The following is a 14947-nucleotide window of genomic DNA, read 5'->3' on the forward strand; positions in this document are numbered from 1 at the left end:
ACCATGGCCACGCCTGACACCGGCACGATCAGGCTGGTGTGCCTGCCGTACGCGGGAGCGGGCGCCTCGTTCTACCGGCCCTGGACCGCCCTGACAGGCGACGCGCTGGAGATCGTCGCGCTCCAACTCCCGGGCAGGGAAAGGCTGATCGACGAGGAGCCGTACCGTGACGTCCACCTGGCCGTCGACGGACTCCTGGCCCAACTGCGCGACCGCCTCGGCGACGCCGGCGGCAGAGTGGCCCTCTTCGGGCACAGCCTCGGCGCGGTGCTCGCGTACGAACTCGCCCACCGACTGGCCGCCGAGCCCGGCGTCGAACTCGGTGTCGAGCCGGTGCACCTGTTCGTCAGCGGGTCCCCTGCCCCCGGCCAGGGCCGTGCCGGACGTGCCACCGGGCTGTCCGACGACGAATTCCTCGCCCGCGTCGGCGAGTTCGCGGGCTACCGACACCCCGCCTTCGACGACCCGGAGATGCGCGAACTGCTGCTGCCGGCCCTCCGCGCGGACGTCGAGATGCACGAGAACCACATCCCCTCGACCCAACTCCCCCTGGACATACCCCTCACGGTCCTCCGGGGCCAGGAGGACGAGTTGGTCGGTCACGACGACGCCGTGTCCTGGAGCAAGGCGACCGGCCGCGACTTCGCGTACGTCGAACTCCCCGGCGGCCACATGTACCTGACCGAGGCCGCACCGGACCTCGTCCGCGTCATCGTCTCGAAGCTGCCGACCTCTTGAAGGAGTTCCCCATGCGTCTGCACGGCAAGTCGGTCCTGGTGACCGGCGCCGCCCGTGGGCTCGGCAGGGCCACCGCACTCGCCTGTGCCGCCGAGGGCGCCGACCTCACCTTGCTGGACCTCTGCGCCGACCTGCCCGGCGTGCCCTACCCGCTGGGCACGCCCGGCCAGTTGGAGCACACCGCCGACCTGTGCCGGGAAGCAGGTGCGGCCGTCCTCACCACCGTGGCCGACATCCGCGACCTCCGTGCCGTACGGGAGGCGGTGACCCGGGCCGAGGACCGGTTCGGCCGGATCGACGTCGCCGTCAACAACGCGGGGATCGCGGCCCCCTCGGGCAAGCCGGTGCACGAGATCAGCGAAGACGAGTGGTCCCTGATGATCGACGTGGACCTGTCCGGGGCCTGGCGCGTGATCCGCGAAGTGGGGAAGGCCATGAGCGCCCGGCGCAGCGGCAGCATCGTCAACGTCGCCTCCACCGCCGGACTCGTCGGCTACCGCCACTTCGCCGGATACGTCGCCGCCAAACACGCCGTCGTCGGCCTCACCAAGGCCGCCGCGCTCGACTACGCGCCGACGAAGGTCCGCGTGAACGCCGTCTGCCCGGGGTCGGTACGTGACGACGCGGGAGCCGAGGGCCGCATGCTCGCCGAGATCGCCCGGGCACTCGACGTACCCGTCCACGACCACGAGAAGACCTTCGTCGAGGCCCAGCCCATGAACGCCCTCATCGAACCCGAGGACGTCGCCGCCGCGATCGTCTTCCTCGCCTCCGACGAGTCCCGCCGGATCACCGGCTCGGTCCTGACCGTGGACGGCGGATTCAGCGCCCGCTGACCCCCGGTTCTCCCCGACCCTCACGCCTCAAGGAGTACGGCCCGTGTCCGCCTCGCAGCCCGACCCAGCCCACTGTCACGCTCACGCGATCCGCGTCCGGTCGGCCCATTTCCCGGAGTCCGCCGGTGACCGGGGGCTGTGGATCGAGGACGTGCCCGTGCCGGCCACGGACCCCCTCGCCGAACGCCGCCGGGCAACCGAACTCGCCCGCCCGGCCCACGACACACGCAGGGTCCTGCTCCGGTACGCCGACGGCGTGTGCGACCTGATCGTCGTGACCCGGCGCGGCCGCGACAGCCGTACGGCCCTGGACCGGCCGCCGATCGCGCCCCCGCCCGCCTGGGGCCTGGGCTACGACGGCCCCGCCGCCCACTTCGCCGTCCCGCTGGACCAGGAGGGCGACGAGACGACCTGGCTCACCGCACTGGCCGTCACCCTGCGCCGCTACGACCCCGACACTCCGCCGGTCATCGGCACGGACCACGGCGGCCTCACCGTCGAACCGGCGGCCACACTGGGCGAGTTGAAGCTCTACCCGGCAAGGGGCCCCGCCCTCACGGGCCTGTTCTTCGGCACGCAGGACGAAGGGGAGGCAAAGGGCGAGATCGAGTACGTGCCCTGCCTCGCGCCCCCGTTCCCCCTGACCGTCTCCGTCTTCCGCGACTCGGGCGGGTGGCGGCTGCGCTGCGACCATCTGCGCAGCCACTTCTCGACGGAGATCGCCGCACAGTTCGTACGGCATCTGGTGCACGTACACGAGCAGGTCCTGAACCGCCCGCACACTCCCCTTGACGACGTCGAACTGCTCGACGAGGCGGAGCGTGCCCGCACTGCGGCACTCGGCCGCCCGGCCCGTGCCCTGGTCACCAGCCCGGTGAGCGTGCCCGCCGCGCTGGACCCGATCGTGGCGGCGACACCGGACCACGTCGCTGTGACCGACGGCGACACCGACCTGACGTACCGTCAACTCAACGAGCGAGCCGCCCGGTTGGCCGCCGGTCTGCGGGCGCGCGGAGTGGTCGGCGGCGACCGGGTCGGCGTGTGTCTGGAGCGTTCCGCCGAGCTGGTCGTCGTCCTGCTGGCCGTGCTGAAGGTCGGCGCGACCTATGTGCCGCTGGACCCCGCCTACCCGGCGGACCGGCTCGCCCACACGGCACGGGACGCGGAGTTGGGTGTGGTGGTCACCCGGCTCGCGGGGTTCCCGGCGGTGGCGGACTGCGTGCGGGTGACGCCCGACGAACTTGCGGACGGCCGGATTCCGGACACAAGCGGTCCGTATCCGTATCCCTCGCCCGACGACACCGCCTATGTCATCTACACCTCCGGCTCCACCGGCCGCCCCAAGGGCGTAGAGGTGCCCCACCGGAACGTCATCGCGCTCATCGACGCGACCCGCGACGAGTACGGGTTCGGGACCGACGACGTGTGGACGTGGTTCCACTCCAGCGCCTTCGACTTCTCCGTGTGGGAGATCTGGGGCTGCCTGCTGACCGGCGGGCGGCTGGTCGTGGTGCCGTACTCCGTGTCCCGTGAGCCGGACAGTTTCCGTGATCTGCTGGTCGCCGAGCGGGTAACCGTGCTCAGCCAGACCCCGTCCGCCTTCGCCCAGCTCCTGGACGTCGATCATGCCGAAGTGGCCGTGCGGCTGGTCGTGTTCGGCGGTGAGCCGCTGGACGCGCGGATGCTGCTGCCCTGGTTCGACCGGCACCCCGAGCGGCTGTGCCGGGTGGTGAACATGTTCGGCATCACGGAGACGACGGTCCATGTCACCGAGCAGACGCTGACCCGGCGGCTGGCGCTCGCCGCCACCCGTTCCGTCGGGCACGCCCTGCCCGGCTGGCACCTGTACGTGACCGACGACGCGGGACGGCTGCTGCCGCCCGGCGTGGCAGGCGAGATCTGTGTCGGCGGCGCCGGGGTGGCGCTCGGCTACCTGGGCCAGGAGGAGTTGACGGGCCGGCGGTTCGTGCCGGACCCGTTCACGGGCGGCGTGATGTACCGCAGTGGTGACCTTGGGCGCCTTCGCCCCGACGGGCGGCTCGAACACCTCGGGCGGATCGACAGCCAGGTCAAGATCCGCGGCTTCCGGATCGAACTCGACGAGATCCGCTCCGTTCTGCTGGAGGACCCGGACGTACGGTCCGCGGCCGTCGTAGTGTGCCGAGACGACCCGAAGGACGCCGCCACCGCCAGGATCGACGCGTACGTGGTCCTGGCTTCCGGGGGCGAGCCGGGCGCCGTCCGCGAGCGGGCCGCCGGGATTCTGCCCGAGTTCATGCTCCCGGCCACGGTCACCGCACTGGCCGCGCTCCCCCTGACCCCCAACGGCAAACTGGACGCGGCCCGGCTCCCCGCACCGGCCTCCCGTCGCACGGCCCCCGCCGTTGCCGCCGCCGACGGCGATCTGACCGCGAGCCTGGTGGAGATCTGGAGCGAGGTGCTTGGCGTCCCCGTCGGCCCGGACGACGACTTCTTCGAGCTGGGCGGCAATTCCCTGTTCGCGGTCCGTATCGGCGCGGCCCTGCGCGCCCGGGGCCTGCCGTCCCTGCGACTGCGGGAGCTGTACCGGCACCCGACCGTCAGGGGAGCGGCGGCGAGCCTGGGCGCGGCCGAACTCCCCGCCGCTGAAGGCGACTTGGCGGGGGCAGGCCTACTCCAGGACTAGGGCCTGTCCGGCGGATCAGGTCGGAGGAAAGCAGCGGTGCCTCATCAGCACGGGTGAGCGGGGCTTGGTGCGTGCAGCTGCAAGGCGGAGGAGGGCGTCGACGCGATGGGGGTCCCCCGCGCGAGGTTGTTCGAGCGTGGGGGAGTCGGCAACCGACGACAACGCCGCTGGGGGTCCCCCTCTGGGGGAGTGCGTGCCAAGCCCCGCGTCTCCGGCATGATCCGCCGGACAGGCCCTAGCGCCGCTCGGCCCTTGGACCAGGCTGCCCGGAAGACTGCGGTGCTGTCATGTCGAGCAGGAGCATGGCGTCGTGGTCGGGGGTGCCCGGCTCGGCGGTGTAGACGCCGAGGCGCTGGCCGGGGGTGTCTTCGAGGTGCATGCTCTGGCCGCTGAGGGTGAGGGTGCCGACCTGGGGGTGGTGGAACGTCTTCTGCTTCTTCTTGCGGCCGACGACGTCGTAGCGGTCCCACAGCTTGGCGAAGTCGGGGCTCTTGAGGACGAGTTCGCCCACCAGGCTGGTGAGGTCGGGGGCGTCCGGGTCGGTGCCGGCCTGGGCGCGGAGGCGGGCGACGCAGCCGCGGACCTGGTTGTCCCAGTCGGGGAAGAGGGCGGGCGCGGTGGGGTGGAGGAAGAGGTAGCGGGCGAGGTTGCGCTGGGTGGCGGGCCAGTCGGCGAGGCCCGCGTACAGGGCGAGGCCGCCGGGGTTCCAGGCGAGCAGGTCCATGCTGCGGCTGACGATGTAGGCCGGGTTGGGCCGCAGCGACTCCAGGACCAGCTTCAGGTGCGGGCCCACGGTGCGGCTCGGCGGCGGCGCCGGTTCGGGGGCGTACCGGGCCGCGCGGGCGGCGAGGTCTCGCAGGTGCTGGTGCTCGGCGTCGTCGAGGTGCAGGGCTCGGGCGAGGGCGTCGAGCACGGAGGGGCTGGGGCGGGTCTCCTTGCCGCGCTCCAGACGGACGTAGTAGTCGATGCTGATCCCGGAGAGCGTGGCCAGTTCCTCGCGGCGCAGACCGGGGGTGCGGCGCAGCCCGGTGCCCACGGTGAGGCCGACCTGGCCGGGGCTGGTCTGGGTGCGACGCGCACGCAGGAACCGGCCCAGCTCCATGTCGGCGCTCCTGCCGGTGCTCTGCCCGGTGCTGTGCCCGGTGCTCTGCTCGGATGCCATATCACCAGTGTCACACCGCGCTGACCTGCATGGCAGCCATGTGGGGGGTCCTGTCACACCCCTGAACGTCACTCCCTGGCACAGCTCGACCTGCCACCTGGGCCGGAACGGCGGGATGCTCGAAGAACCCGCGACACGTAAGGAACCCCCCATGCAGACCGTCACCCTCAACAACGGCGTGGAGATGCCCGTCCTCGGCTTCGGTGTCTTCCAGATCCCGGCGGAGCAGACCGAGCAGGCCGTCACCGCCGCCCTCGCCGCCGGCTACCGGCTGCTGGACACGGCCGCCGCGTACGGCAACGAGGAGGCCGTCGGCCACGCGATCAAGAGCAGCGGCATCCCGCGCGAGGAACTCTTCGTCACCACCAAGCTGTGGGTCCAGGACGCGCCCGCGCAGGAGAACACCAGGCGCGCCTTCGAGACGTCCCTGACCAAGCTCGGCCTGGACCACCTCGACCTGTATCTGATGCACCAGCCGTTCGGCGACGTGTACGGCCAGTGGCGTGCCATGGAGGACCTGAACCGCCAGGGCCTCGTCAGGGCGATCGGTGTCGCCAACTTCTACCCCGACCGGCTCCTCGACCTCACCCTCAACAACGAGGTCACCCCCGCGGTCAACCAGATCGAGACCCACCCGTTCTTCCAGCGCACCGCCGACCAGGACCTCATGGTCGAGCACGGGGTCCAGATCCAGTCGTGGGGCGGGTTCGCCGAAGGCAAGAACGACATCTTCACCCACCCGGTCCTGAGCGGGATCGGCGAGAAGCACGGCAAGTCCGTGGCCCAGGTCGTACTGCGCTGGCTGACGCAGCGCGGGGTCGTCGCCATCCCCAAGTCGGTCCGCGCCGAGCGTATGGCGGAGAACATCGACATCTTCGACTTCGAGCTGACCGACGACCAGATGGCGGCCATCGCCACCCTGGACACGGGCGCGACGCTGTTCTTCGACCACCACGACCCGGCGATGGTCAGCTGGCTCAGCGCGCGGCGCCTGGAGGCCTGAGCCGTAGCCGCGTCGTTTCCGCATGTCATTCCGCACGTCAATGAGGAGAAGAGCTGTGAACACCCGCACGCTCGGCAGCAGCGGACCGGAGGTCTCCGCGATCGGACTGGGCTGCATGGGGCTCAGCCACGGTTACGGCCCCGCGGTCGACGACCGTGACGGCATCGACCTGATCCGCGCCGCCGTCGACCTGGGCGTCACCTTCTTCGACACCGCCCAGGTGTACGGCCCGTTCACCAACGAGGAACTCGTCGGGCGGGCCCTCGCACCCGTGCGCGACGAGGTCGTCATCGCCACCAAGTTCGGCTTCTCCTACGACGGCTCCCGGTCCACCGGCCTGGACAGCCGCCCCGAGCACATCCGGGCGACCGTGGAGGACTCCCTGCGCCGGCTGGACGTGGAGAGCATCGACCTGCTCTACCAGCACCGGGTCGACCCCGACGTACCGATCGAAGAGGTCGCCGGCGCGGTGAGGGAACTCGTCGCGGCGGGCAAGGTCAAGCACTTCGGCCTGTCCGAGGCCGGGGTCGACGTCATCCGCCGCGCCCACGCCGTACAGCCGGTCGCGGCGCTGCAGAGCGAGTACTCCCTGTGGTGGCGCGAGCCCGAGGAGCGCATCCTGCCCACGCTGCTCGAACTCGGGATCGGGTTCGTCCCCTTCAGCCCGCTGGGCAAGGGCTTCCTGACCGGTTCGATCACCAGCGCGACGTCCTTCGGCGACTCCGACCTGCGCGGCAGCCTCCCCCGGTTCACGGAGGACGCCCGCGCGGCCAACCAGGCCCTGGTCGACCTGCTGGGGTCCGTAGCCGAGCGCAAGGGCACCACCACCGCGCAGATCGCGCTGGCCTGGCTGCTGGCCCAGCACCCCTGGATCGTGCCGATCCCCGGAACCACGAAGATCCACCGCCTACGGGAGAACACCGGTGCCGTCGATGTCGAACTCACCCCGAAGGACCTGGCGGAGATCACCGAGGCGGCCGACCGGGTCGACGTCAGCGGGGATCGCTACCCCGAACACATGCAGCGATGGATCAACCGCTGAGCCCGTCCACGTCCGCCGGGCGACCGGGGACGACAGCGCGGCGCGTCGACGATCCGCAGGGAGCAGGCCCGCCGCGCCGGGACGACGTGCGTTCCTTCGTGGTGCGCTTCTGGGAGGAGCCACCGTCGTGACCGGTGTCCAGCTCGCCGGCTGCTCCACGTCCGCGCCCAGCGGGGACGCGTCGAACGGGGTCGCGTCGAACGAGGACACGCCGTCGCCCGCCGAGCGGCCCGCGTCCGCCGGCTCGTCCGGGACTCGGGTCCTGCTGGCCTATTTCTCCCGGCCGGGCGAGAACTACTTCAACGGCGGACGCACCGACCTCAAGACCGGGAACACGGAAGTCCTCGCCCGGATGATCAGCGAGCACATCGAGTGCGACGTGCACCGCATCGAGGCCGTCGACGCGTACCCCGACGGCTACGACGCCACGGTCGCGCGCAATGTCCGTGAGCAGGAAGCCGATGCGCGACCGGCCATCGCCAATCCCCTGTCCGGGATCGACCGTTACGACGTGGTGCTGCTGGCCAGTCCCGTCTGGAACGTCCGAGCACCCATGATCATGTCGACCTTCGCCGAGCGGTACGACTTCCGAGGCAAGGCGGTCCACCCGGTCACGACGCACGTGATGAGCGGCCTGGGCACCACCGAGCGCGACTACGCGGCGCTCTGCCCGGGCGCGAACATCGGGGAAGGGCTCGCGGTGCGCGGCGAGGAGGTCCGGGAGGCCGACGCCGAGGTCCGGTCGTGGCTGCGGAGCATCGGCCTTCTCCGCGACTGACCGCGTCGCCAAGCGGTCCATTCTGGCAGTGCCGTGCCCTGTGGGACAGGTGAGAGAGGGGCCCTGTCACACCCTGGCAGACCGTTCCCCGGCACAACACGGCCTGCCACGCGGCCAGTTGGCCGACCAGGCTGGGCATGCCCCCACGTTCCCCTGCGAGAGAGTGAGCATGTCGACCGAAACCTCCGAGTCCGCCACGGCTCCCGCCGCCCCGCCTCCCCCCACCGGGCCCCCGCCCGTGCCATCACGCCGTACCTTCATCGCGACGACCTCCGTGGCCGGAGGTGTCATCGCGGCGGGCGGTCTGGTCGCGGGTCCGGTACTGCTCGGCGCGGAAGAGGCCGTTGCCGCCGAGGCGCCGCCCAGCAGCCGTGTCTCCTTGTCCGTGAACGGCGAGCGGCACACCGTCACGGTCGACAACCGCACCTCGCTCCTCGACCTGCTGCGTGAGCACCTGGGCCTGACCGGCTCGAAGAAGGGCTGCAACGCCGGTGCCTGCGGGGCCTGCACGGTGCTGGTCGACGGACGGCGTGTCAACTCCTGCCTCACCCTTGCGGTACGGCTGGAGGGCGCCGAGGTCACCACCGTCGAGGGCCTGGCCAGGGGCGGTCAACTGCATCCGCTCCAGCAGGCGTTCATCGACCAGGACGCGTTCCAGTGCGGCTACTGCACACCCGGCCAGATCGTGTCGGGCGTCGGCTGCATGCGGGAAGGCCACACCGGTTCGCCGGAGGAGATCCGGGAGTGGATGAGCGGCAACATCTGCCGCTGTGGGTGTTACGTGAAGATCGTGCGGGCGGTCGAGCAGGCCTCGGGCCGGAAGTGAGTGTCGATGCATCCCTTCGCTTTCACCAAGGCACCCAACACCCGTGCGGCGCTCGAGGCCGGCCGGCGCGGCGGCCGTTACATCGCCGGCGGGACCACCCTCGTCGACCTGATGCGCGAGACCGTCGAACGCCCGGCCGCACTGGTCGACATCGGCGCCCTGCCGCTGCGCGAGGTCACCGTCACCGAACGCGGCGGGCTGCGTATCGGCGCGCTGGTGACCATGGCGGAGGCCGCCTCCCACCTCAAGGTGCGCACCCTGTACCCGCTCGTCTCGCAGGCACTGGAACTGAGCGCGTCCGCCCAGCTGCGCAACATGGCGACCATCGGCGGCAACATCATGCAGCGCACCCGCTGCTCCTACTTCCGTGACGTGACGGCCGCCTGCAACAAGCGTGCGCCCGGCTCCGGTTGTGCCGCGCTGGAGGGCGTCAACCGCACCCACGCGATCCTGGGCGCCTCCGACGCCTGTGTCGCCACCCACCCCTCCGATGCCGCCGTGGCGTTCGCGGCGCTGGAAGCGAGGGTGCATCTCCTGGGCCCGGACGGGGCACGCCAAGTCCCCTTCGTCGACTTCCTGTTGCGGCCGGGCAGCACGCCGAACCGCGAACAGGCCCTCCGCGCAGGCGAGTTGATCACCGCCGTGGAGATCCCGGCCCATCCGCGCCCGCTGAAGTCCGGCTATCTGAAGGTGCGGGACCGCCAGTCCTACGAGTTCGCCCTCACCTCCGCGGCCGTCGCCCTGCACGTCCGGGGCGGCGTGATCCGCGAGGCGAAGGTCGCCGCGGGCGGTGTGGGGACGGTGCCGTGGAAGCTGCCTGCCGTAGAAGCGGCCCTCCTCGGCGAACGCCCCTCGGACCGCCTCTGGGCCGAGGCCGCCGCACACGCGGCGGACGGCGCCCGCCCACTCCAGCACAACCGCTTCAAGGTCGAGCTGCTCAAACGCACCGTCGAACGGCAGCTGCGCATCGTAGGAGGAAGCCGATGAGCCCCCAGCCGCAGGCAGCCGTCGGCGCACCCCTCTCCCGGGTGGACGGGCGCCTGAAGGTGACCGGGCAGGCGAAGTACGCCGCCGACCACGAGCCCGAGGGCGTCGTGCACGCCGTCGTGGTCGACAGCAGCATCGGCCGGGGCCGCATCACCGGCATCGACACCCGCGCCGCCCAGGCCCAGCCCGGCGTCCTTGAGGTGCTCCACCACGGAAACGCCCCCACGCTGCCCTACGGGCCCAACCCCGGCTCACTCAACCTCCCCGGCGAACGGCTGCGCGTCTTCCAGGACGACCGGGTCCGCTTCCACGGCCAGCCGGTCGCCGTCGTCGTCGCCACCACCCTGGAAGCCGCCCAGCACGCGGCGAGCCTGGTGGAGATCGACTACGACACCGAGCGGCCGACCACCGACCTGGCCGACGCCCCGGCGGCGGGCGAGCCCCGCACCTACACGCGCGGCGACGCGGAGGCGGCCCTGCGCGAGGCCCCCGTACGGCTGGAGATGACGTACCGGACCGCCCGCAACCACCACAACGCGATGGAGCTGCACGCCACCGTCGCCCAGTGGGACGGCGACCGGCTCACCCTGTGGGACAAGACCCAGTGGGTGCAGAGCCCACGTGACGAACTCGCCGCGAACTTCGGCATCCCGGCCGGGAACATCCGCGTCGTCTCGCCGTTCGTCGGCGGCGCGTTCGGCAACGCCGCGCGGGCCTGGCCGCACATCACCGTCGCGGCCCTCGCCGCCCGCGAGACGGGCCGCCCGGTCAAGCTCGTACTGACGCGCCGGCAGCTCTACTCCGGGGTCGGCTACCGGCCCGCGTACGAGTACAAGGTGCGCCTGGGCAGCGACAGCGGCGGACGGCTGACGGCCATGACCCACGACCTGCGCGCCGAGACGTCCCGCTACGAGACGTTCACGGAGCGCGGCGTGCTCGCCCCGGGGCAGATGCTGTACACCACCCCCAACGTCTCCCAGACGCACCGGACGGTGCCACTGGACGTGAACACCCCGACCCCGATGCGCGGCCCGGGCTACTCCAGCGCCGCCTTCCCCGTCGAGTGCGCGCTGGACGAACTCGCCCACGAGCTGGGCATCGACCCGATCGAGCTGCGGCGGCGCAACGAACCCGACAACGACCAGTCCAGCGGGCGGCCGTTCTCCACCCGGCGACTGCGCGAGTGCTACACCGTGGGCGCCCGGGAGTTCGGCTGGGACCGTCGCGACCCGAGGCCCCGCTCCACCCGCGACGGAGACTGGCTGATCGGCACGGGCATGGCCACCGCGCTCTACGACACGCTGCGCGCGCCGGGCCAGGCGTCGGTGCGGCTGGACGCCGACGGCACCGCCCTGGTCGAGTCCTCGACCAGCGACATGGGCCCCGGCACCTACACCTCCATGACCCAGGTCGCCGCCGACGCCCTGGGCCTCGCGGTCCGCAACGTCACCTTCCGGCTCGGCGACACGGACATGCCCACGGCCCCGCTCCACGGCGGCTCGCTGACCATGGCCAGCGTCGGGTCCACCGTCCAGGACGGCTGCGACAAGCTGCGGCAGCAGGCGATCGAACTCGCCGTCGGGGACGAGGGATCACCGCTGTACGGCGTCGCCGCCGAGGACGTCGTCGTACGGGGCGGCCGGCTGCACCAAGCGGACAACCCCGCGCGCGGGGAGACGTACAAGCAGCTCCTCACCCGCAACGAGCGCGAGTACCTCGAAGCGCTCGGTTCCTGGACCCCCGGTCAGTCGCGGTCCTCGATGTACGCGTACGGGGCGGTATTCGCGGAGGTCGGCGTGGACGCCCGGCTGGGCCTGGTGCGGGTACGGCGGATGCTCGGCGTGTTCGACGCGGGCCGGATCGTCAACCCGGAACTGGCCGACAGTCAAGCCATCGGTGCCATGGTCGGCGGGATCGGTATGGCCCTGCTGGAGCACACGGTCACCGACCACCGCGACGGCCGGATCGTCAACGCCAACCTGGCCGACTACCTCGTCCCGGTCAACGCCGACGTCCGCGACCTGAAGGCGATCTACGTCGACGGCCGGGACGACGAGGCCGACCCACTCGGCGTCAAGGGCCTCGGCGAGGTCGTCCTGGTCGGGGTGGCGCCCGCCATCGCCAACGCCGTCTTCCACGCCACTGGGCGACGGGTGCGCGACCTGCCCATCACCGCCGAGTCCCTGCTGTAGGCCAAACCCTGGGCAGCGGTGCACACACACCGCTGCCCGGGCTGTCCCTTCTGGAGATCCCGCCCATGCTGAACATCGCGGACACGCTGTACGACTGGTGCCGCGAGGCCCGCCCCTTCGCCCTCGCCACCGTCGTCCGGGTCAGCGGCAGCGCACCCCTGCCCGTCGGTACCGCGCTGGCCGTGGACGCCGACGGCGCCGTGGTCGGCAGTGTGTCCGGAGGCTGCGTGGAGGGCGCCGTCTACGAGCTGTGCCAACAGGTGCTCAAGGGTGACGAACCCGCGACACGGGCGCGGTTCGGCTACTCCGACGACGACGCCTTCGCCGTCGGTCTGACCTGCGGCGGCGAACTGGACATCCTGGTACAGCGGATCGACCCCACCGACCAGCCCCATCTCACCGCGGCCCTCGCCGAGGTGACGTCCGGCCGGCCCGCGGCCCTGGCCCAGATCATCGACGGGCCCGAAGAACTCCTCGGCGGGACCTTGAGCGTCACCGGCGACGGCAGCACGCACGGTGCGACCGCGGGCGGCGACTGGGAACGCGCGGTGGCGGCACAGGCTCGCGCGTATCTGCGGGCGGGCCGCGGCGGACTGGTCGAGCTGGGCGGAGACACGACGACCTGCCTGTCGGTCCTCGTCCACACCCATGCGTCCCGCCCCCGGATGCTGATCTTCGGCGCCGTCGACTTCGCGGGCGCCCTGAGCCAGATCGGCCGGTTCCTCGGCTACCGGGTCACGGTGTGCGACGCACGCCCCGTCTTCGCCACCGCCGCCCGCTTCCCGCACGCCGACGAAGTCGTGGCCGACTGGCCGCACCGCTACCTCGCCGCCACCGAGGTGGACGCCCGGACCGCCGTCTGCGTCCTGACGCACGACGCGAAGTTCGACGTCCCACTGCTGCACCTGGCGCTGGGCCTGCCCGTGGGCTACGTCGGCGCGATGGGCTCGCGCCGCACCCACGCCCAGCGTCTGGAACTGCTGCACGAGGCCGGCGTACCGCAGGAGCACCTGTCCCGTCTGCACTCCCCGATCGGCCTCGACCTCGGCGCCGGCACCCCCGAGGAGACAGCCGTCTCCATCGCCGCGGAGATCGTCGCCCACACGCATCACGGCTCGGGGACGCCCCTGACCTGGAGCACGGGGCCTATCCACGCCCGGTCGACCTTCGACAGTCGAAGCGCTTCGACAATAATGTCCTGAAGATCTGTTGACAGCTGATTGCCCTGCGTGTCAACTTCGAAGCGCTTCAACGATCCAGGCAGGCAACCGCCCTCCGCACCGCCACGCCCGCTCACCCCGGAACGGACGACCATGGCATTCTTCGACAACCCCGTGATCCCCGGCTTCAGCCCGGACCCGAGCATCTGCCGGGTCGGTGACGACTACTACGTGGCGACGTCGAGCTTCGAGTACGTGCCCGGCGTACCGATCTGGCACAGCCGCGACCTGGTGCACTGGCGGCTCCTCGGGCATGCGCTCGACCGGCCCTCGCAGCTGGCCCTGCCCGACACGGCCGCGTCCTCGACGGGCGTGTACGCGCCCACGCTGCGCCATCACGACGGCCTGTTCTGGCTGATCACCACCGTGGTCGCCGGAGCGGGCAACGTCCTGGTGACCGCCGAGGATCCCGCCGGACCGTGGTCCGACCCGGTGCCGGTCGGCGTGCCCGGCATCGACCCCGACCTCGCCTGGGAGGAGGACGGGACCTGCTGGTGCGTGTTCTCGGACGGCGGGATCCGCGGGGTGCGTATCGACCCGAAGTCCGGGGAGCTGCTGGGCGATCCGGTGCCGATGTGGTCGGGCAGCGGGCTGCAGTATCCCGAGGGGCCGCACCTGTACCGGATCGGCGAGTGGTGGTACCTGCTGCTGTCGGAGGGCGGTACGGAACGCGGGCACGCGCTGTCGCTCGCCCGCGCCCGTGCCCTGCCGGGGCCGTTCGAGCCGCACCCGGCCAACCCCGTGCTGTCGCACCGCAGTACGGGCCATCCGGTGCAGAACACCGGCCACGGCGACCTGGTCGAGGCGCACGACGGCTCCTGGTGGATGGTGCTGCTGGGCACCAGGCCGCGCGGTGACACCCCGATGTACCACGGCATGGGCCGGGAGACGTTCCTGGCGCCGGTGCGCTGGGAGGACGGGTGGCCCTTGCCCGGCCCCTTGGAACTGCGCGCCCAGGCCCCGGAGTTGACCCCTCACCCCTGGCCGCCGGAGCCGGACCGGGACGACTTCGACTCCCCCACGCTCGCTCCGCGCTGGGTGTCGCTCCGACGCCAGGACCCGGAAGCGGTCCAACTCGACGAGCGGCCCGGTTACTTGGTGCTCCACGCCCGCGCGGACAGCCTCGACACACCTGGCGCGATCTTCGTCGGCCGACGCCAGCGCGACGCGGACTGCACCGCGCGCACGCTGATCGACGTCACAGAGGGCGGCCGGGGCGGGCTCGCGGTACGGCTGGACGAGGCGCACCACTACGAGGTCGAGGCGGGCGACGGCATGGTCCGCGCGATCGCCAGGATCGGCCCGCTGCGCCACGCCGTCGCCGAACGGCCGGTGCCGTCCGGCCCGTTGACCCTGCGGATCGACGTGTCGACCTCCGACGTCCTGCCGCCCACCGTCACGGCCCGTGGCCATTTGCTCGGCGATCTCCAGGACGGCGCCTTCGACGTCCGGGAAGTACTGGTAGAAGGTCGCGGGTGAAGTCCCCGCCTTCCGGGCG

11 protein-coding genes and 2 pseudogenes are annotated in these 14947 nt (G+C 71.7%); 11 read left to right on the top strand and 2 right to left on the bottom strand.

The features are described from left to right. Positions 1 to 3 precede the first annotated feature (3 nt). From ACWCRB_RS19800 to ACWCRB_RS19810, 3 genes are read left to right on the top strand one after another with little or no spacing between them, the layout of a single operon-like run. On the top strand, positions 4 to 738 hold the full coding sequence (locus ACWCRB_RS19800; RefSeq protein ID WP_450997282.1) for a thioesterase II family protein: 735 nt from the start codon (positions 4 to 6) through the stop codon (positions 736 to 738). An 11-nt stretch (positions 739 to 749) separates the two neighbouring features. Continuing rightward, positions 750 to 1574, top strand: a complete 825-nt coding sequence (locus tag ACWCRB_RS19805; RefSeq protein WP_450997283.1) for an SDR family oxidoreductase — start codon at positions 750 to 752, stop codon at positions 1572 to 1574. A gap of 43 nt (positions 1575 to 1617) precedes the next feature. After that, complete coding sequence (locus ACWCRB_RS19810) at positions 1618 to 4239, top strand: non-ribosomal peptide synthetase (RefSeq protein WP_450997284.1); 2622 nt, start codon at positions 1618 to 1620, stop codon at positions 4237 to 4239. A gap of 235 nt (positions 4240 to 4474) precedes the next feature. Here the strand turns inward: ACWCRB_RS19810 and ACWCRB_RS19815 are convergent, their stop codons facing one another. Continuing rightward, positions 4475 to 5401, bottom strand: a complete 927-nt coding sequence (locus ACWCRB_RS19815) for a helix-turn-helix transcriptional regulator (RefSeq protein ID WP_450997285.1) — start codon at positions 5399 to 5401, stop codon at positions 4475 to 4477. Positions 5402 to 5552: 151 nt separating this feature from the next. Between ACWCRB_RS19815 and ACWCRB_RS19820 the strand changes: the two genes are divergently transcribed. From ACWCRB_RS19820 to ACWCRB_RS19855, 8 genes and pseudogenes are all read left to right on the top strand, one after another. Continuing rightward, positions 5553 to 6404: an aldo/keto reductase gene (locus ACWCRB_RS19820; RefSeq protein ID WP_450997286.1), complete on the top strand. Its 852-nt coding sequence runs from the start codon at positions 5553 to 5555 to the stop codon at positions 6402 to 6404. Positions 6405 to 6459: 55 nt separating this feature from the next. Next, positions 6460 to 7446, top strand: coding sequence for an aldo/keto reductase (locus tag ACWCRB_RS19825; RefSeq protein WP_450997287.1), 987 nt, complete (start codon positions 6460 to 6462; stop codon positions 7444 to 7446). Between the two features lie 127 nt (positions 7447 to 7573). Continuing rightward, positions 7574 to 8224: a flavodoxin gene (locus ACWCRB_RS19830; RefSeq protein WP_450997288.1), complete on the top strand. Its 651-nt coding sequence runs from the start codon at positions 7574 to 7576 to the stop codon at positions 8222 to 8224. Between the two features lie 169 nt (positions 8225 to 8393). Beyond that, on the top strand, positions 8394 to 9050 hold the full coding sequence (locus ACWCRB_RS19835) for a (2Fe-2S)-binding protein (RefSeq protein ID WP_450997289.1): 657 nt from the start codon (positions 8394 to 8396) through the stop codon (positions 9048 to 9050). Positions 9051 to 9056: 6 nt separating this feature from the next. Further along, positions 9057 to 10037 (top strand): FAD binding domain-containing protein, encoded by a 981-nt coding sequence (locus tag ACWCRB_RS19840; RefSeq protein ID WP_450997290.1) that lies wholly within the window; start codon positions 9057 to 9059, stop codon positions 10035 to 10037. Continuing rightward, the gene (locus ACWCRB_RS19845) at positions 10034 to 12229 is read left to right on the top strand and encodes a xanthine dehydrogenase family protein molybdopterin-binding subunit (protein ID WP_450997291.1); all 2196 of its coding nucleotides are present in this window, start codon (positions 10034 to 10036) and stop codon (positions 12227 to 12229) included. Before ACWCRB_RS19840 ends, ACWCRB_RS19845 begins: the two co-directional genes overlap by 4 nt. 65 nt (positions 12230 to 12294) lie before the next feature. Then, positions 12295 to 13431, top strand: a complete 1137-nt coding sequence (locus ACWCRB_RS19850) for an XdhC family protein (protein WP_450997292.1) — start codon at positions 12295 to 12297, stop codon at positions 13429 to 13431. Between the two features lie 111 nt (positions 13432 to 13542). Further along, positions 13543 to 14856: pseudogene (locus ACWCRB_RS19855) on the top strand (glycoside hydrolase family 43 protein); the annotation flags it as partial. Here the strand turns inward: ACWCRB_RS19855 and ACWCRB_RS19860 are convergent. After that, a pseudogene (locus ACWCRB_RS19860) lies at positions 14836 to 14947 on the bottom strand (TetR/AcrR family transcriptional regulator); the annotation flags it as partial. The pseudogenes ACWCRB_RS19855 and ACWCRB_RS19860 overlap by 21 nt on opposite strands.

It is taken from the genome of Streptomyces sp. NPDC002156 (assembly GCF_053593675.1).